The 19,127-nt window shown below is 48.8% G+C and carries 16 protein-coding genes; 1 reads left to right on the top strand and 15 read right to left on the bottom strand.

All coding sequences use genetic code 11. The features are described 5' to 3' along the window. Positions 1 to 6: 6 nt before the first annotated feature. The 8 genes from IE074_RS05600 to IE074_RS05635 all read right to left on the bottom strand — a co-directional run bounded on the left by IE074_RS05600 (position 7) and on the right by IE074_RS05635 (position 10,501). On the bottom strand, positions 7 to 1,020 hold the full coding sequence (locus IE074_RS05600) for an FAD:protein FMN transferase (RefSeq protein WP_189384450.1): 1,014 nt from the start codon (positions 1,018 to 1,020) through the stop codon (positions 7 to 9). Next, positions 1,017 to 1,580, bottom strand: coding sequence for a nitrous oxide reductase accessory protein NosL (locus tag IE074_RS05605; RefSeq protein WP_189384451.1), 564 nt, complete (start codon positions 1,578 to 1,580; stop codon positions 1,017 to 1,019). Before IE074_RS05605 ends, IE074_RS05600 begins: the two co-directional genes overlap by 4 nt. Then, the gene (locus IE074_RS05610) at positions 1,577 to 2,407 is read right to left on the bottom strand and encodes an ABC transporter permease (protein WP_189384452.1); all 831 of its coding nucleotides are present in this window, start codon (positions 2,405 to 2,407) and stop codon (positions 1,577 to 1,579) included. Before IE074_RS05610 ends, IE074_RS05605 begins: the two co-directional genes overlap by 4 nt. Further along, the gene (locus IE074_RS05615) at positions 2,404 to 3,309 is read right to left on the bottom strand and encodes an ABC transporter ATP-binding protein (RefSeq protein ID WP_189384453.1); all 906 of its coding nucleotides are present in this window, start codon (positions 3,307 to 3,309) and stop codon (positions 2,404 to 2,406) included. The genes IE074_RS05610 and IE074_RS05615 overlap by 4 nt, the downstream gene beginning before the upstream one ends. After that, a complete protein-coding gene (locus IE074_RS05620) occupies positions 3,306 to 4,601 on the bottom strand; it encodes a nitrous oxide reductase family maturation protein NosD (protein ID WP_189384454.1) in 1,296 nt (431 codons plus the stop codon). The genes IE074_RS05615 and IE074_RS05620 overlap by 4 nt, the downstream gene beginning before the upstream one ends. Positions 4,602 to 4,607: 6 nt before the next feature. Next, positions 4,608 to 6,524: a TAT-dependent nitrous-oxide reductase gene (gene nosZ / locus IE074_RS05625; protein ID WP_189384455.1), complete on the bottom strand. Its 1,917-nt coding sequence runs from the start codon at positions 6,522 to 6,524 to the stop codon at positions 4,608 to 4,610. Between the two features lie 113 nt (positions 6,525 to 6,637). After that, positions 6,638 to 8,911, bottom strand: coding sequence for a NosR/NirI family protein (locus IE074_RS05630; RefSeq protein ID WP_189384456.1), 2,274 nt, complete (start codon positions 8,909 to 8,911; stop codon positions 6,638 to 6,640). A 537-nt stretch (positions 8,912 to 9,448) separates the two neighbouring features. After that, positions 9,449 to 10,501: an NAD(P)H-dependent flavin oxidoreductase gene (locus tag IE074_RS05635; protein ID WP_189384457.1), complete on the bottom strand. Its 1,053-nt coding sequence runs from the start codon at positions 10,499 to 10,501 to the stop codon at positions 9,449 to 9,451. Between the two features lie 222 nt (positions 10,502 to 10,723). Between IE074_RS05635 and IE074_RS05640 the strand changes: the two genes are divergently transcribed. Beyond that, positions 10,724 to 11,506: an SDR family oxidoreductase gene (locus tag IE074_RS05640; protein WP_189384458.1), complete on the top strand. Its 783-nt coding sequence runs from the start codon at positions 10,724 to 10,726 to the stop codon at positions 11,504 to 11,506. Between the two features lie 73 nt (positions 11,507 to 11,579). On the opposite strand, the gene IE074_RS05645 is transcribed toward IE074_RS05640, so the two are convergent. From IE074_RS05645 to IE074_RS05670, 7 genes are all read right to left on the bottom strand, one after another. After that, positions 11,580 to 12,263, bottom strand: a complete 684-nt coding sequence (locus tag IE074_RS05645; RefSeq protein ID WP_189384459.1) for a hypothetical protein — start codon at positions 12,261 to 12,263, stop codon at positions 11,580 to 11,582. A gap of 146 nt (positions 12,264 to 12,409) precedes the next feature. Then, positions 12,410 to 12,541 carry a hypothetical protein gene (locus IE074_RS14965; protein ID WP_268247305.1) on the bottom strand — a complete coding sequence of 44 codons (132 nt, stop codon included), beginning with the start codon at positions 12,539 to 12,541 and terminating at the stop codon, positions 12,410 to 12,412. A 37-nt stretch (positions 12,542 to 12,578) separates the two neighbouring features. After that, positions 12,579 to 12,965 (bottom strand): DUF4150 domain-containing protein, encoded by a 387-nt coding sequence (locus IE074_RS05650; RefSeq protein ID WP_189384460.1) that lies wholly within the window; start codon positions 12,963 to 12,965, stop codon positions 12,579 to 12,581. Positions 12,966 to 12,983: 18 nt separating this feature from the next. Continuing rightward, positions 12,984 to 14,051 (bottom strand): pentapeptide repeat-containing protein, encoded by a 1,068-nt coding sequence (locus IE074_RS05655; RefSeq protein WP_189384461.1) that lies wholly within the window; start codon positions 14,049 to 14,051, stop codon positions 12,984 to 12,986. Between the two features lie 2 nt (positions 14,052 to 14,053). After that, positions 14,054 to 16,111 (bottom strand): DUF2169 family type VI secretion system accessory protein, encoded by a 2,058-nt coding sequence (locus tag IE074_RS05660; RefSeq protein WP_189384462.1) that lies wholly within the window; start codon positions 16,109 to 16,111, stop codon positions 14,054 to 14,056. 45 nt (positions 16,112 to 16,156) lie between these two features. Further along, positions 16,157 to 16,660: a hypothetical protein gene (locus IE074_RS05665; protein WP_189384463.1), complete on the bottom strand. Its 504-nt coding sequence runs from the start codon at positions 16,658 to 16,660 to the stop codon at positions 16,157 to 16,159. Positions 16,661 to 16,673: 13 nt separating this feature from the next. Next, on the bottom strand, positions 16,674 to 19,088 hold the full coding sequence (locus IE074_RS05670) for a type VI secretion system Vgr family protein (protein WP_189384464.1): 2,415 nt from the start codon (positions 19,086 to 19,088) through the stop codon (positions 16,674 to 16,676). Positions 19,089 to 19,127: the final 39 nt, after the last annotated feature.

Genomic DNA, 19,127 nt, shown 5'->3' on the forward strand with positions numbered 1-19,127 from the left:
TGTTATTCAGGCTGTCTGACCAAATCGGTTTTGCGTACCATCTGGCATTAACAACCAAACACCAACACCCGGCAATTGGTTCACGACGGCTTTAATATTATCCAATGACATAACAGAAAATGCGGTTGACAAAGCATCTGCCGTTGTCGCATTGGGTGCCCGTACTGAAACACTGCGATATGCCGGCTGGCAGGCACCGCTTAGCGGATTGAACAGATGGGTAAATTTACCCGCTTCATCAAGCGTTGTGCCATAGCCCCCCGAGGTAGAAAGCGCCTCATTTTTCAGGGGGATGGTTGCCAGGATCCGCCCTGCCTGTTCAGGGTCACGAATACCGGCCTTCCAGTCTGGCCCACTCTCGTTCACATCCAGCCCACGTATTTCCCCCATGTCCACCAGCGCCCGATCCAGTCCGGCCTGGCGCAGCAGCTGCGTGACACGGTCGGTAATGTAACCCTGTGCAATGCCATTCAGGGTCAAGGCCATTCCCGGCATCAGGAATCCGGCACGCCGGTCTTCAATATAAATCTGGCGATGATTAACCAGGCCCAGCACACGCCTGATTTCTGCCGCATCGGGTTCATGGGTTGCACCCGGATTCCGGGTAAAATGCTCGGCATACAGCTTCCATAAAGACTGTACGCTAGGGTCAAACGCACCCGAAGTCAGTGTGCTGAAATATTTGCTGTCACTAAGCAAACGTATAAAATCGGCCGGTGGGTTATCAATAAACCCGTCCCGGTTAAGCTGGCTTAAAACGCTGTCTTCCTGATATAAACTGAATATATTTTCCAGCCGGCGCACCTCGGCCACCGCCAGCTCTATTAGCTGCCGGGCTTTTTTTGCACTGGCATGATAAATATGCAACTCGGCATCCGCACCCAATGCAATTCCACGCCAAACGGCCGGCTCAAGTGTTAGGGCCGATGCCTTGCGCACCATCCAGGGCATCATGCCCAAACCGGCTGAAGCGGCAAATATGCCAATAAAACGACGACGTGATGGTGTAAATGTTTTCATTTGTTTGCTCCATTTGGAAGAGGAGAACCGGTAACAGGCGCCCGAATCACTCCGTCGTAATTCAAAATATAATCTTCGGGCATAGTGGAAAATGTCACAATGCGGCCACCATGTTTTTCAACAAAATTCCGGGCTTTGGCTTCATCACTGAAAGGCATGGCATCTTCCACACCCATGCCCCCCACAAAGCGGCTTTCTATAACATAAAACGCCTTGCGGGCATCTATCCAATGCTCATTGGCTCCCGGCTGGTTCCAGTCGCTAACGGCCCCTGCATCATTCACATAAAGTGCACTCAGGCCTTTGGGCTCTTCTGGCAGCAGGGTATAGGCAAACACCTGCTGGATGGTTGAAAACCAAACAGGTTTGTCTGAACCCCTGACAAAAATCTGGCCTTTGGGCCCCGCATGCTCCAGCATGCCCATCGAACAATAATGCCCAATGGCGTCTGAAGTAACAGCTAACGGTGCAGGGGGATTCTCTGACTGGCCGCTATCGTTGCCACAACCGGCAAGCAAGGCCGAAACCAGCAATATTCCGGAAAAAAGCAATCGTTTCATATCTGTTTCTTCTTGAAAAAGAAAATGGCAAAACAAAATGGCACCACAATCCACAACAGCTGGGCCAGTATCAGAACCGGACGTCCCAAACTAACCTGGTCACTTAACCCGGCCATACCAGCATACATGGCAATATTTTCATACCCTGTCAAATTCAGCAAACGATAAACATCGGATGGGTTGAACAATAAAATGGTATTAACCATTGAAGCCGTAATATTCTGTTGAGTATCGGCCACCAGGGCCCCCAGCAGCGCCATATCAAAAATAACAACAAAAAACAGCCACACGCCAATCGCAATACCGGCTGCCGTGGCCCGCTCACGAACCAGGGTGCTAATCAAGTAACCCATTGACAAAAACGCGGCACCCAATAACACACTGGCAATAATCAAAAATAAAAACGGTTCCCATGCGCTGATATCTACCGTACCATGCGCCAATTGCAATGCAATGCCAGCCATGCCATAACCAACTGAAGTGGCCAGGGTCAAGATAAGCAGATGTCCGATAAACTTGCCGATTACAATCTGCCAGCGGCTTACCGGGTAACTCAGCAGCAAAGCCATAGTGCCACGGTCAACCTCTCCAACAATGGCATCATACGAAAGCAACATGGCAATAAGGGGGATCAGGAAAATAGACAGGCTTGATAAACTGACCACGGTAACCGTAAGCGGATCAACCTTAACGGCACCCGTGGGCGAGCTGCCCAGAAAACCCAGCGACAGGGCCAGCATGGCAAGCAACACCGTTGTAGCAAGCACCCAACGGTTGCGCATGCCATCACGGATTTCCTTACCGGTAATAATAAACACTGCATTCATACATCTTCCCTCCGCAGGAAGTGTGCATACATATCATCCAGGCTGGGTGTATGTATTTCAATATTATCAATTCCATCGATATGGCCCAAACTGCAAATTGCCTGAACCTTGTCCTCTTCAGTGCAATGCAGTTCAAAACTGGACTCATTATGCCTGTGCCATGCTTGTGGCAGTTGCCCGGCATGCTTGCTGTGTGCCGCCAACTGGATCCGGATCCGGATGGGCAGCCCGCTTTGCTGGCGTAACTCAGACATGGTACCATCGGCAATCTTTTGCCCGTTTTTCATTACCACAATACGGTCAGCCTGCCCATCCAGCTCAGCCAGGGCGTGAGTACTTAACAAAACGGTTGAGCCCTGGTTACGCAACTCGGTCACGATTTCATAAAACATTTGCCGTGATGCCGGGTCAAGACCGGTAGTGGGTTCATCAAACAGCAGCACTTTGGGTTTTCCAAGCAAAGCCTGAGCCAGGGCCAAGCGCTGGCGCATGCCTTTGGAATAAGTACCCACACGACGTTTGGCGGCCTGGGAAATGCCCACCCGTGACAGCAAGGCGTGATTGGCTGACAAAGGCTGTTTTTTCAGCCGGGCATAAAAGTCCAGTGTTTCAGTACCGGTAAGGGAAGGATGCAAGGCAACCGTTTCAGGCAAATAACCAACCTGGCTACGCACCTGTGAAGCCGCCCGGCTGGCCGCATCATGTCCCAACAGCTGGACCTGACCCTGGGTGGGATGAATTAGGCCTAAGATTAATTTGATCAGGGTACTTTTACCGGCCCCATTATGGCCTGCCAATGCCACGCATTCACCGGCCTTTAACTGCAGGTCAACATTATCCAGGGCCTTCTGTTTGCCATAGGCTTTAGTGACACCCGACAATGTAACGTGATACATGCTCATTGCATTTCCTTGTATTTCTTCAGTGAGGGTGTTTCGGGCATTTTCATGATGGGTGCACTGTCAATCACGCCACCGGGCAAAATAGCCGGAAACTGTGACTGTGCCCACCGCACAACGGAAACCGCCGGACTGTTTAATAACAATCGTGACACAGGTGCCCGCCAGATCACCTGGTCAATGACATCATTGGGTCGATAAGCCGTATCAGCAAGCCCGTCGCCATCAAGGTCAAAGGCGCTGTTATCACTCCAGTAATTTCCCCGACCATCCACCGACCATTCGTCATAACGGGTTCCCACGTACTTGACCTGGTTCTGATTGCCAATAAAGGCATTTTCACTAATCTTGTTTCCCTGCGCGGCACCCGTGTAATGGATACCTATATCGCAGCCTTCAAAATGATTTCCCTTGATAATATTATTGTTGGCGTTGTAAAAATAAACGCATTTTTCTGCGTTAACCATGGTATTTCCTGAGATTTCAGAGCCATTGGCATAGTTCATCATAAGCGCCTGGTCGCGGCTGTTAAAAGCAATATTATCTTTAACCTTCAACCTTTCTGAAAACATGATGGCATAGCCAATATCATTGTCAACTGAAATATTCCCGCTCACTTCGCTATCATTCGTATACATGTAATGAACACCGTAACGCAAATCGCTAAAGCGGTTACCCGAAAAAACATTTTTTGTGCTGGTATTCGAAAAAACACCATCGCGCCCCAGGGAAATATCATTGCCGATTATTTTAGAACCCGGTGCGTTCCACAAGGTAACACCATTACCCCGTTCCGAAACACGCAATTCGGTAGTACCTACGATACGGTTATTCTGTACCAGTGCATCATGAGGGCCCCAGACATAAACGCCCACAGAATTATTCAGTACATCATTATTTTCAATCAGGGCATTCGTGGCAGTTTTATCCAGAAAAATTCCCGCATCCATATCTGGCAGACTCAGTCCAGAATGGGTAACAGTAAGACTGCGGATCACAACATCAGGCGATTGCACCCATATCGTACGGCCTTTTCGCTCACCTTTTATAATGGCTGAGCGATCAGCAGGGCCTTCCAGAACCAGTGGTTTATCAATGACAACATTGCCCTCATACTCTCCTGGGACCAGACGCAAAACGTCCCCTGGTGCTGCCTGTGTGATAACCTGTTGCAAGCTATCATTGGGAGACACTGGAATAATGGCAGCTTGACTGCCCTGGAAAAGACCCATGCCGGCCAGCATGACACCAGCCGGCAATAGCCACATTCCTTTAAAGATTGCAGAATCAACCATAAAACATCAGGCAGACTTTTTAGGATGAACCATCATCTGGCCAGACATTTCCATGTGCAAGGCATGGCAGAACCACTGGCAATAATACCAATGAACACCAGGTATGCCTGCCACAAACGTAACGGAAGACGTTGCCTGAGGGCCAATTTCCATGGCAACACCATGACCTTCCAGCGTAAAGCCATGAGTCAAGTCTTCGATGGTTTCCATATTGGTAACTACGACCGTCACTTCATCGCCCTGGTTAACCTCAAACTGTGGCACACTAAACATGGGAGCAACTGCAACCATGTAAACGCGTACCTTGTTACCATCACGGATAACCTTGGCAGCCGATTCCAGTTGCACACCGTCTTTTTCAGCCATTTTACGAGCGTCTTCCCACATCGGGTCGTTACGGTCCCAGATGTGTTTGGGGTGTACTTTGGAGCGGTGGACCAGACACATGTCATGAGGCTCGGCAAAACTTGGACCATCATGAACCAACTTCATCTCATCACCTGAAATATCAATCAACTGATCATTTTCAGGTTTTAAAGGGCCGACGTTCAGGAAACGGTCTTTGGAAAATTTATTCAGGGAAACCAGCCATTTACCATCAGCTTCTTTGGTCTCACCCATGGTGGTGTGATTGTGGCCAGGTTGATAGTGAACATCCAGTTTCTGAATAATGGGGTCAACGTTTTCACCCGCGAAAGCACGTTTGGCCAGATCGATATTCCATTTAACCATCTGACTGTCAATAAACAGGGTGGTATACGCATTGCCACGACCGTCAAAAGCAGTATGCAACGGCCCAAGACCCAGCTGGGGCTCGGCTACCACGCAATCACGCGGTTTGATTTTATCGTCAAAAAGATCATCCAGCTTGGTGACATCCAGTACAGTAACCGTAGGTGAAAGCTTGCCGTTCAGGACAATATGAACACCATCAGGCGCGGCATTACATCCGTGTGGAGAGTTAGGAACGGGAATATAACGGGTATATTTGGAACCATGACGGCCATCAATCACAGGCACACCATTGATTTCCTTGAAGTCGCCATTTTTAACGGCTTCTTCAATACGCTTAATATTGAAAACAACGCACCAATCCTGCTCATTAGCAGAGGCATCCTGAACGTTCAGACCTTTTTCAGAGTTATAGCAGGTTGAGAAAGAGTATTTACCCTGGTAATCGGCATCACCATTATCCAGGTTACCGTCAACCATCACCTGCCAAGCCACTTTCATGGTATCGCCATCAATCCCGGAATAAACAGCCCAGAAATTTTTCTTGGGATCATCTAGGATGGTGCCATCATTCGGCACAGGAATAATATGCTCGCCGTTGGCAAACACATAGCCGGTACGTGGATAACGCTGAGGACGCAGACCGTGCACACCCGATACGTTCGGAACTTCCAGTATCTTGTCAGTCTTCATGACATCGCAGCGGATACGGGCTACGCGATTATTGGCTTTATCGTTAATGAAAACATAGCGACCATCATAGGTCTGGTCGGTAAATGACATATGCGGGTGGTGTGCATCACCATTCGGCAGCACCGGCATATTCGTACTTTCCAGATAAGCCCTGGTTTCCGGTGTCAGGTTTTCATTCAGGATTTTACGGCTTTCGTTGGTCCGCCCCCAGCCCGTAGCACTGCACATATTGAAAACAGGAATCCTCACCAGTTCGCGCATGGATGGCAGGCCCAGAACCCGGATTTCACCTGATTGACCACTGGAACTGAAAGCATAATATTCATCCAGTTCGCCCAGCCCTACCTCATATTTAAGACCTTTTTCAGACTTGTCATCTTTTGCAGCCAATGAAGGCAAGTGTGCGCCACCTACCAGACCTGTTGCGCCAGTCAGGGCAGCAGTTCCCAGAAAGGAACGGCGACTCAAACCTACTTTATCCGATTTTTTCTCAGACATAAAAACTCCTTAATAATATGACCCCAGAGTTAATCCCTCTCAGATATCTGTGTCATTGCACGTTACAACTACAAAACTGCTTGAAAACTGCTTGATAACTCTAATTAATCCGCTTATTGCTCGGTATTTGCCTTGCCTGCGCCAGGAATAAAACGAATGACGGTTTCAACAGGCAAAGATTGCGGAGGCGGTGCTTTGGTTCTTTTTCTTTTTGAATTTTTTTGTATCAGATGAGGACATTTTTCTTCGTGGTGATACAGCATTTGGCAATGCAGACACTGGATACACTCGTTAGGATCAATTTCTCCTTCAGGGTGAATCGCCTGAACCGGACATTCATTGGAACACCGCTGGCAAGGATTACCGCACGTTTTATAGCGTCGCAACCAGTCGAAAACCCGCATTTTGGCTGGAATGGCCAATGCGGCCCCTAGTGGGCACATATAACGACAATAGAAACGTTCAATAAACAGCCCGGCCAACAATAACAGCACGGCAAACAGCACAAATGGCCAGCTTCGGATAAACTTCAGGATAATCGCGGTTTTGAAGGGCTCCACTTCGGCCAGTTGCTCGGCAAGGGAAAGTTCATACAATGAAAAACCGAACAAAACCACAAAAATGACATATTTGATAGCAGCCATCCGGCTATGTATACCATGCGGCACATTGATCTGTTTAATGCCTATTTTCTTGGCAATCCTGTTTAGCAATTCCTGCAATGATCCAAACGGGCAGAGCCAGCCGCAGAATGCACCGCGATTCCAGAAAACCATGGAAATGGCCGTTGCACACCACAAGATGAATACAATCGGATCCATCAAGAAGTATTCCCAGCTGAAATCGGTGCGCAAGGAAGTGGTGAAGGTCAGAACATTAACGACTGACAGCTGTGCCTGCGCGTACCAACCGATATAAAACAGGCTGAATGTCAGGAAGACCAGACGAAAACGATCATAAAAAACAGGATGTTTTGCCAGGGTTTTCTGGAAAAAGAATACACCCACCAGAATGATCAGTGCAATAACTGTAATGGCAATCTGGACTATTTTGGATTTCCAGATTTGCTTCCATAATGGTTCGGACGCTTCGGCTTCTTCCATGGTTATGGATGTATCTGACTGAGTTGTATCGGTCGTGACCGTTAAGGAAGACACCCCTGTTTCTGATTCGGCCATTGCAGGTTTCGAAGCAGTTACAGCAGGAGCAGGCACAGGTGCGTCCGGATCAGGCATCGTATAGGCTTGTGGCAATTCGTAATCAAGATCGAAGGTCACAAAAGCCTTTTCTTTCACATTAAGAACGCGTTGCACCATTAACTGCAAACGCCAGGGCTCGGCAATCTTAAAAAAGCTTGCAGATTCAGGAACCGTGAACAAGGCTATTTCTTTAATGGAGGGCGCCCCGACTGCCATGAGATCGGCAATACGCTGATGATTCAGGTCAGTGAAACGGAAACTGTTTTCCTGTTGAATAACCTCGATACGATCAAAAATACCGCCACGCACATAACCGGACCCTTTGAAGGAATAGACACCTTTGCCAGCTACCAGAATAGCCTGTTGCCCGGGTTTCAGCCGGTCTCTCAAATAATTCCACTCAGCATCGCCCAGCAGGCTACGGCCTATTGAGGGAGAACTGACGACAGCAACATACAAATCAATGAAAGTGTCATCGGGTTCGCCTTTCTCGGGCTTGTTGATCGCCCCCTGACGACCTGACTGTTCGAATGTTTTATTAACTTCCCCAATTGTGACATGAAGATTTTTTACGGCCCCTTCCTGCAACAAGGCATCCCAGGACTTGATTTCATCTTTACTCATGTCAATCACCCGTGTCTGCACGGGCTCCTGCGCAGCAGTCTGCATTTCCTGCCGGGGCTTGCCAACATTGTAATGACGGGCAACCGCCATGACCGAACGGGTAATGCTGTCACCGATCACCATCAGAGTTACCGTTGCTCCACTGATAATATCAACCGGAGGAGGCGCACCTGGCCGACGTGGAGTGGTTATCATATTCAACCCGACATACCCCTGAATAAAGGCATCCACCTTTGACTGCGGTATCCCAATCAGGACAATGGGCTCATGATGCTTGACAAGCTTGGCACCCACAATGGTGCCCGAATTATCCAGACCAACCACAATATCAATCGGTTTACTTGAATAGCCTCTTGTATTGACGATATCGGTTGTCAGGTAGACATAGCCGATCTGTTGGTTATTGGCGTAAGCCCTGGCTACCATAGGTTTGCCTTCGGCCGGCCCGAAACGATCCGCCCCCGGGAAGACCTCCTCAGGCTGAAGGGTATCCAGAAAATCTGGCAAACGCTGGGCCATTGCAGTAGATACACCAAAAACCGATGCAAAAAGCACAAAAACCATGAGGATTTTTGTGCATAAAATATTAATAATTTGAGATCTGTTTTTTTTCGGGGTCATAAGAAGCCTTCGCACCTGTGACATCAAACATACATCATACTATGAAAGATACGTACTAGACAGGTTGATTTTTCGCAAACCACAGCCTTTCGTCTTGACGCATCAACGTTTTAGTTAACACACATCAAAAAAAACAAAAAATTAAACTTATGGTGTATTTTTTTATTAAAACTTATGATAAAGAAACTTATAGTTTTTAAATTTAAAAAATAAAATTTATAACCATAGACTTTACGAAAAATCTGAAAAATTTTGAAAATATGGATCAATGACTTATTTCAAAAAAACCATGATTTGAAAATATACATGATTAATCCAAATACCAGCGACAAAAAAATGTAAAAATTTAATTTAAGATTAAATAATTAAGAGTTTGTTGTTATTGTTTTTTTTCTTAATTTATATATTGTTATTTATTATTTAACACGTTTTGTGCCACAAATACTTTACTGGTTTCCCCTTATGGCACAAACCATAAAATTATTGTAACTCTGACACCAGCATTGCCACCAATTGCGCTGCCGGCATTTCCCGGGCCAGGTAAGCCGCCTGCCCGGCCCATTGCGCAGCAAATTCAAAGTCGCCCTTTGCATTGGCGGCAGCGATCAACGCTTTGCCTGCATCATAAGTCATGGGATAGCCCGGTGTAACCGGTGCGCCAGCCATTTCAATCTCGGTCATCATGCGGTTAACAATGCCTCTGGCGGCACGCCCTGAAATAACGCTGGTAACGGCCGTGTGCAAGGCTCGCTCGCTTTTCAGGTTGGCACGGTAAGCCGCATTGGCTGATGACTCTGGGCAAAGCACAAAAGCGGTTCCCATTTGGGCAGCACAGGCACCTAGCTTCAGCACAGCCTTAATACCGCTACCATCCATAATTCCCCCTGCCGCAATAACCGGCACACGACAATTTTTAACCAGCAGGCGCACCAGCGCCAGTGTTCCCATGCAAGCATCACCCTGCTCTGGGTTAAACACCCCCCGATGCCCACCCGCTTCATACCCCTGGGCCACAATAAAATCAATCCCGGCCGCCTCTATTTGCCGGGCTTCGGCAAGCGTCGTGGCGCTGGCCAGCAAAGTAATGCCAGCCGCTTTCAGCGCTTGTATATAGCCCGCGGAAGGCAGGCCAAAATGAAAACTGACAAAGGCGGGCTTAAGCGCCAGCAGCATGTCAAGCATGGGCCGGTTATCAATAAAGGTGTCATAAATTTCATTCAGTTGCGCAGGCGGAGTTGCCCCAAATTCCTCAAACAGGGGCTTCAGGTGAGCCAACCAGGCCTGTTCCTTCTGTGGATTTTGCGGGGTTCGCCGGTGACAAAACACATTCACGTTAAACGGTTTATTGGTTAAGGCAAGGGTTTGCTCAATCATTTGGCGGGCACCTGCCGTATTGACCGCAGCCACGCCCAATGAACCCAAAGCACCGGCATTGGATACCGTCGCAGCCAGGGCAGGTGTGGAAACCCCCGCCATGGGTGCCTGAATAATGGGATATTGGATACCGGGCAATAAAACAGTATTATCTTCCATGTTGTGGCTATTCCTGAAAACGGTTTGCTGGTTTGTTTGATTATTTAAAATACCATAACGGCTTCAAAAGAGAATTAATCCAATCCCCGCAATATGGTTTTTACCGTATTTGAAAAGTAGCCAATCCGCACTATACTTGCAAGAAAAGAATCATCACCCTGTCAGGAATATTCATGAATACGCCTGCCAGCACACCAAGTAGCGGGACCAAGGAGCCAATTCATGAATGCAGCAAGCAACACTAACCAGCTTTTTTCCCTAAAAGACCAGGTTGCCCTGGTTACCGGTGCCTGTAGGGGCCTGGGTTACCAGATAGCCCATGGTCTGGCCAATGCCGGAGCCCACATTATTGTGCACGCGCGTGATGAACAACGTGCCAAAGACACGGCAAGTGCCTTTTCCAATATGGGATTATCGGCCAGCTGGCTGTCTTTTGACATTAATGATTACCATGCCCGCCGCGAGGCTTTTTCCCAAATAGAAGAGCGACACGAGCGCCTGGACATCCTGGTCAACAATGCCAGCATCCGCATTCGCAAAACCCTGCACGACCTGACCCCGGTTGAAATCGAACATATCGTTCATACCAATATTCTGGCCAATATCGGTGTCTCCCGCTCGGCGATAGATCTCATGCGCAAAAACCGTCATGGCCGCATCGTGACCATCAGCTCCATTGCCGGCCATGTCATCCGCCATGGCGATTTCATTTATCCCATTACCAAGCAGGCCCTGAATACCATGACCCGCTCCATTGCTGTTGAATATGGTCATGAAGGTATTTTATGCAATGCGGTTGCCCCGGGCATTTTTGATACCGAACACAATGAATCCCTGGTTAAAGAACCGGAAACCATGCGTAAAATCCAGGAACGCAATCCCCTTCAACGTCTGGGCAAACCCGAGGAAATCATCGGCCCTGTGCTTTTTCTGACTTCCCCTGCCGCCTCCTATATCAACGGCCAGGTCCTGACTGTTGATGGCGGGCTTTCCGTGGCTTTTTAATCGTCATTATCCGCCCCAGCCAGCGCGAAGGTTTCGATGTTGATGATATTTTCGGACAGGCGTTTGTGCTGGCTTAGGATTTTTCAGGTTCGGGTGGTGTAACCGCTTCTGGTGTGGTGCCTGTGCCATCTGGAACAGGCGAACCAGCTTCTGGATCTGGATTCGGGTTTTCAGGGGCAGACAAGTCGGCATCGGGGGCCAGGCTTTCACCAGCGGCTGCTACAGGCATTTGCAAACGCGCCTCTTCCAATTGCAACCTGGCCGTTTCCAGTCGCGCCTGGGCCTCTTCAGCCAACAAGCGGGCTTCATCCGCACGGGCTTTTGCCTCGTCGGCACGGGTCTTGGCTTCTTCGGTTTTCAGGCGCGCTTCTTCCGTTTTGAGTTTGGCCAGTTCCACGTTGGCCTGCGCTTCGATGGCATTGTTTTTGGCAGCCTCGGCATTCAGGCGGGCGGCCTCTTCTTCAGACTTGGCCTTGGCGGCCAATGATTTTGCTTCTGTTTCCTTGCTTAAGGCTTCTTTTTGGCGCCAGCGGGCTTCATCGGCAATGGCTTTGGCTTCGTCTTTGCGAGCCTTGGCTTCGGCAGCCCTAGCCTGTGCTTCGGCCTGTTTGGCACGGGCAAGCTCCACTTCGGAATGGTCTACCTCACCATGTACAACAGGTGGCCCCTCATTAACAGCATTACCCTGATCGCAACCGGCTAAAATACCGGCAACCAGAAACAGCGACACCATTAATGCTTTGCCCGACCCTTTCATTGAACCCTGCCGTATGAGTGAAAAAACAAACAATAACAGCTTATATCGCTGGAAACAAGATGGGAATGCGGCTGTCAACCCGTAAACAAGAATACACCTGAAAGATATTTCAATAATATCTTTCAGGATCACCTTGTTGAATAATATTAATCTGGATTTTCGTTTCTGTAGGTTTGCTCTGGTTTGCCAACATATTGTTTTGTCAGCGCGTCAAGCTCGGGGCCATGATACAAGTCAACCATGAATTTCATGATTGCTGCGCATTTTTTCTCGCTCATTATTTTTTCCTTTCAGGCCATTACCTGAACACAACCGTCAGGGCGCCAGCAGTAATATTTTCAATTGGCTGGGCACTATCCGCATACCGGCCATATTGAAAAGGTTTTGCAACGACAGGCTGGTCAGGCGGGTAGCGGGCATACCCTTAAGCAAATACGTGAATGCACCGGTAATATGGCGTGATGGCCCCATTACCGTATTAGATACCATACCCAATACAATCCCCGGGTTATCGCCATTGGTAATGGGCGCAAAAGTGGCCAGGTTATGGGCGGGTGTGCACATGTACAGGATATTGAAGGCATTGGGGATATAGGTGGGCCCCAGTGCCACATTGGGATAAGGTACCGGGATGACGGGTGGCGTACGACAAACATCGGGAAACGCCAGATCCATTCCCATTAATTGTGCATTTGCAAACATAAGTGCTCCTTAAAATATTCAATAAGTATTGTTCGCGGCATCAAAATATTCAGCCTTGAGCAATGCCTCGTCAGCGGCAAGACAGCCCGGCCCCGATTTGATGCTTTCACTATCGGTCAGGGCCCGGTGAAACCGGGTTCGCTCAAAATTCGCCTGCCCAAACCTCGCCCCACGCAAATCAGCGTAAGAAAAATCGGCATAAGTCAGGTCGGCGCCCGAAAAGTCCGACCGTTCTGCACTGGCAAAATGAAAAATGGCTTGCCATGCATTGGTACCGGCAAATACCGTCCGGGTCAACACGGCTTCATTGAAAATCGCGTTTTTCAGGGAAGTCCCCGCCAGACTGGCCGCCTCCAGGTCGGCCTCCAGAAACAGGACCTGATCGGCACAGGCCTTGTTCATGCGCGCCCGTTTCAGGCTGGCTCCTTTAAAATTGGCCTGACTCAGGTTGGAACCTGAAAAATCAGCCTCATCCAGTACGCTGTCGGTAAACTGGCAAAGCGTTAACGGCACATTTGTGAATTTCTGCCTGGCAAGCTGGCATTTCATCAGGACACAACGATTCATGGCCGTTTGCGTAAAATCCACCGTTTCCAGATTGGCCTGCATGAAAACACAGGCATCCATGCTATTTCCCGCATAACTGCATTGATCCAACTGGCAATTGATGAAAAACGTTTTTTCAAACAAATGCATTTGCCGGAATACGGTTCCCGACAAATCGGATTCATTAAATGTCACCACACTGAAAACCGATGCCTCGAACAGGCACTGCCGCAACGAAGACTCCACCACCATGATTTCTTTGCAATCAGCCTGTACAAACCGGCATTCATCCAGCAGGGCACCCTGAAAGGTCGTCTTGTAAAGATTGCTGCCATTGAAGACCGCCCGTTCAAAATTACATTGAATGAAAACCGCTTCCTGCAAATTGGCCTGATTGAAAACAACCCCGGAAAAATCCACTTTCTCGAACATGCCCCCTGAAAGATCCTGTCCGGAAAAATCCATACTGGCAAAAGACACCTCCCTGAAAGCCTCTCCCTGCCGGATATCCTGCGCCACCTGTTGTGAATTAAAACTCATGTTCATGCTCCTTTCGCTTCAGGGAAACGCTTGACCTGTTCGGCATAAATGCCGTCAAAAACCGTTTCCCGATCGGCCACAAGTCCGGAAACATCAGCCCTGAACAGGTTGGCACGATACAGATTGACTTCTTTCATGACCGACTTTTGCAGATTGGCGCCAATCAAGCTGCTGTATTGCAAAGATACTTTCTCAATAAAAGTTCTGACGAACAGGGTTTGCGGAAAGCGGGCATGCTCCATCATGCAAAGGGAAATTTCCGCCTCGGAAAAATCACAATTCTCGGCCAGAGCCTGTTTAAAATCACACTGTTCCATATGCGTCTGGCGAAAATTGCACGTCCTGATCTGGCTTTGCCTGAATGTGCAACAGTTCAGCTTTACCCCTTGGGTAAACACAATATTCTTGAGCCAGGCTTCATCAAAAGAAAGCTGCTCAAGACCGCACTGGTAAAAAACGCCCCCCTCCACCTCACTGCGTTCAAAACTGACATGGGAAAGCGGGCAATCGGAAAATGCCAACTGCTTTAATTGCGCCTCAATAAAACCAACCCTGTCCAGCACAACTTCATGAAAAGCCGCCTGTTCAAAACTGGCCCCGGTCAGGTCAACCTGTTGCAGTTTGCCCTGATAAAACTGGCAAGTCTTGAAACGCGCCCCCGTCATCTGTACCTGTTCAGCTTCAAGCCCAAACAAAATGGCGTGATCAAAGCAGGCCTGTTCAAATGTGCTGTGTTCAATCCGGGCCTGCGATAAATTACTGTTAGCCAGATTGGCGTGTTTGAAAGAGCTACCTGAGATTTTTGCCCGGGCCAGCACGGCATGCGTCAAATTGGCATGATCCAGCCTGACATTGTGCAATATTGCCCCTTCCAGCATGGCTCCCTGCAAATTAGCACCCTGCAGGTCCATATCAGACAGGTCAATACCCGTCAGGTCCAGGCCCGCCAGGTTTTTATTTTCCCGGTACGCCTTGCGCACGGCCTCTTTCATTTGCTCCATCCTGTGCGGACCCGCTACCGGTGCCGCCCCCAGGAACTGCACCGAATACAGATAGAGTTTGTCCATTTGTTTTTGAGCATGCTGCATGAAATCAGGATCCAGCAGGGGTGCCCCGGTAGATTTGCTTTCCGGCTTGCCACCCTCACGTAAAACTTTGCGTTCCTGGTGCAGTTTTTCAAGTGCCTGCGCCAGTTTTCCATCCCGATCGATCTTCAAAGGGCCATGATTTTCGGCTGTTATTGGCATGCCACCAATTTTCAGGGAATCCTCAAAATCAAGCGGACCTCCTGCCTGAATACGCCCTTCTTTTTTCAGTTTTGCCAGACTGGAAAGCGCCTCACCCCGAACCTGCTTTTCAATGGTTTCACGATCAGGGACATGCTGTTGCAAACGCTCAAATATTTCAGGCAATTCAGAAAAAGACAAAGGCTTGTTCGGTCCCACAAATTCCGGTGCCACAAAAACAGCAGGGTCATGGCCCAATTCATGCAAACGCTGGCGCGCCTTTTCCCTTTCAGCCACAGCCCGGTTCTGCTGGTTGCGTGAATCACTGACCCGGTTACGCAAGCCTTCAATATTGGGCAAACGCTGTACCAGGGTGCCATTAAACGGCTCTGGTGCCGCTCCCTTGCCCTCGGGATTACGCTCAAAAGACGGGCCGCCAAACGCATTGGCCCAGTTGATACGCATGGACTCGAAGGGCTGGGGACGGCTTATTTCATTGTTAACCCAGAACCGGTCCCCAAACACCAGCAAGTCTTTTTCAAGCTCACCGACTCGTGCCTTGACAGCGCATTGCCGCTTTTCTTCCTGAAACGCGGTATACGCCTGCCCAGAAACCAGAAACTCGGGTTCCGGCTTGGGCATGGCCAGGTCAAGCACACCCCCTGCATCCAGCTCTTCCTGCACCAGTTTCCATAGATTTTGCTCGCTATCCAGCCGGACACTGCCCTGGCTGTAATCAAGCAGGGCATAAACACCCAGCCCCAAACGGGTTTGCCCGCGCCAGGCATAAGGTCTGGGCATTACACTTAGCCGAATGGGTTTAATGATTTTCATGAAAACACGATACTTTAATTAAAAAAAAGATGCAATTGGCAGCACTCACTTCACTTGCCCTGCCATTTTCTTGTCAAGCTTTGCTTTTTTAATTTCCCGAAGTTTCCGGTGCAATTCCTGTGTTTTTTCAAAGTCCGGGTCTTTCAAAACAACTTGATACCGGTCTTGCCGGTCTCGTACTACTTCAATTTGCTTGCCTGGTTGATAGGCAGGTATATCAACCAATTTAACAGTGCCCCGGACTGTTGCCTGATAAGAAGAACCGTTCACTTCCTGCACCCTGATTGCCATAATCACTTCAGGATCTTCGCCGTTGTAAATATTGGTCTGTTTAATGGAAAGCACGGTAGCATGGACCAATTCACCTGTTTCATTCAGACGAATCGTTTTCATATCACTTTTAAAAGAATCCTTGAAGCCAAAATAAAAAATACTACCCATGAGAATAAGAAAGCTTATAACAGCAACAACTAACCAATCGATTTCAAAGATAACGACACAAGCGAATGCAAGAAGTGCAAAAATAACAATAAAAATAAAAATTTTCATAAATATTCAACACTTACATATAAAGACGAATCATAGCAGTCAAAGCAATGGCTGCCCCTGCTGTCCGAATTTTTGTACCTGCCTGGGTAAATGTTAATGCCTTGTTTTTCTTCTCGATTCCTACAAAATCAAGCTTAATACCCGTAGCCTCTGCCTTCACTCCATATGCTGCCGTCTGTACGCCTATTGCCCCCATCTTTATCCCATCCAAAAAGAAATTTGCCCCAGTCCCCTTAAAATTTACTCCTGCCCATACCGATGCTTTACTGGCATCTGTTTGGGTAAAATTGGGACTGTCAATCACCACCTCAGGTGCCGTCATGGTAATTTTGGTGCCCGATTTGAAATTCATGTCTGTAGAAGAGTTCCGGTCTATCTGTCCCGTAATGTCCTCAGTCACATTGGCCTTATAAGTGTGCGTGGAAACGCCCCCTGCCTCATAAGTGACAGTGCCGGATACGGTTTCTTGTTTGGTGGCGTTGTAGGTTTGCGTGACGGCACCGTCCACGGTGTCATCCAGGGTGCCCGTGATGTAACGCTTCATCGTGCTGTTAACGGTCTGGTCATAAGCACTGTTATAGGTTTCACTTAACGTACCATCCACGGTCATGTTCCGGCTACCGGTCACATGCTCGGTTTCCGGGCCATCTACCGTAACCTTGTTATCGCCCGTTAAATGGTAGGTATTGCCACCTGTCACGGTTGTATTCACCCCGTCGGCAATCGTATCTTTCAGACCGGTTGAGGTAATGTTGCGGGTCACGCCGGTATTGAAGGTTTCATCTTCGGCACCATCAATAATAACGGTGCGGGTACTTAATACATGATGCTTTTCGGTATTGTCCACCCTTGTATCCAGGTTATTGCCCACCCTTACCGTCAGGTTGCGGTTGGCCTCTATCAGCATGTCCAGCTGGGCCTTCATGTGCAACAATTCCTGTCCCAGCTTGTCTTCAAAGATCAACATATTCGCCATATCGGGGTCACCGTACACCGAATGGCTCCTGAAACCGCTTTGGGTCGCCATGGCGGGCAGCTCTACGGGTGGCATGTTGGATGCGTTATAAACCCGCCCCAGCACCACTGGCCGGTCCGGGTTGCCTCCAATAAAATCCACCACTACTTCATCATTGATGCGTGGCAATTGCAGGCCGCCAAAACCGGTTCCCGCCCAAGGACTGGACACCCGTACCCAGCTGGAACTGTTTTCATTATGCTGGCCGTAACGGTCCCAATGAAATTGAACCTTGATACGCCCATATTGATCAGTCCAGATTTCCTGCCCGGCAGGGCCCACCACTTTGGCCGTTTGCGGACCATGCGTGCGCGGTACGGGCGTCAGCCTGCGGGCACGAAACGGGATGTTATCGGGCAAGGCACTAAAAACCACTTCAAAGCTGTCTTCCCGGTTTGTACCCGAGGTATAACCGGCAATACTCATCCGGTAATGGGCGGAAACAATCATGTAAGCACGGTTTTCTGCCATGCGCGGATGGTTTTTCAGGGTAAACAGATAACCGGGAGCCATCCCCCTTACATTGGTCACCCCCTGGATCTGTTCACGGCTGGCTTGCAATTCCTCAAGACGAATCCGTGAGTAACTTTCTCCGTGATCAATTTCCTGATAACCGCCCTGCCACTCATAGACTTCCAGTCCCATCGGCTGGCCACTGGATTCTCCCCTGGACATCGCGTCAAGACTGACCCTGGGTTTGCGAAAATCGTAATCAACGGTTGCATAACTGTCCGGTGTAATCTGGGCCTGTACATTCCAGTCAGACACATATTCACGGTTTGCGCCCAAATGGCGATTACCGTCAATATAAGGAATCGCACCATAGCCAGGCATATCGGAATGGGCTGAAACATCATCGCAAATAACCAGGGTATGCTGGCCGTTTTCATGACGGAACCAGTAATAAATGCCTTCATGCTCCATCAGACGACTGACAAAATCAAAATCGCTTTCCTGGTACTGGACGCAATACTCCCAGTTTCGGTAAGTATTCAATAATTTATACTCCACCGGAAAACCATACTCCCCAAGCACTTCCCGCAATACATCCGGAACGGTTTTATCCTGGAAAATCCTGTTGTCGGTCGTTTGGGTCAAATACCACATTGAAGGGCGCACCGTAGCCCGATAAACGAAATAATCGGAAGAGTGGTTTTCCCGGCCCACCAGCACGCATTTAACAATCTGGCCATTCAAAAACCGCGGAGCGCCAGAGGTTTCAATCTCCAGCGTCAGGGGCTGGCCCAGCAATACTTTAAGGTCAAGAGAGATTGTAGTGGCAATCAATTCTACTTCAAACTCAAATAAATGTGATAACTGCTCATGCCCCGTCATACTGGCAAAACCGAGAATACCCGGCAAGGGTGTATGGGCAACAATGGGACGTTCGTCAATCAGATCCAGCAAGTTCATTTCTCATCCTTTGGGTTCAAAGTAGAACACTTGTCGTCA

This window comes from Advenella faeciporci, assembly GCF_014652395.1.
Taxonomy (GTDB): Bacteria; Pseudomonadota; Gammaproteobacteria; order Burkholderiales; family Burkholderiaceae_B; genus Advenella; species Advenella faeciporci.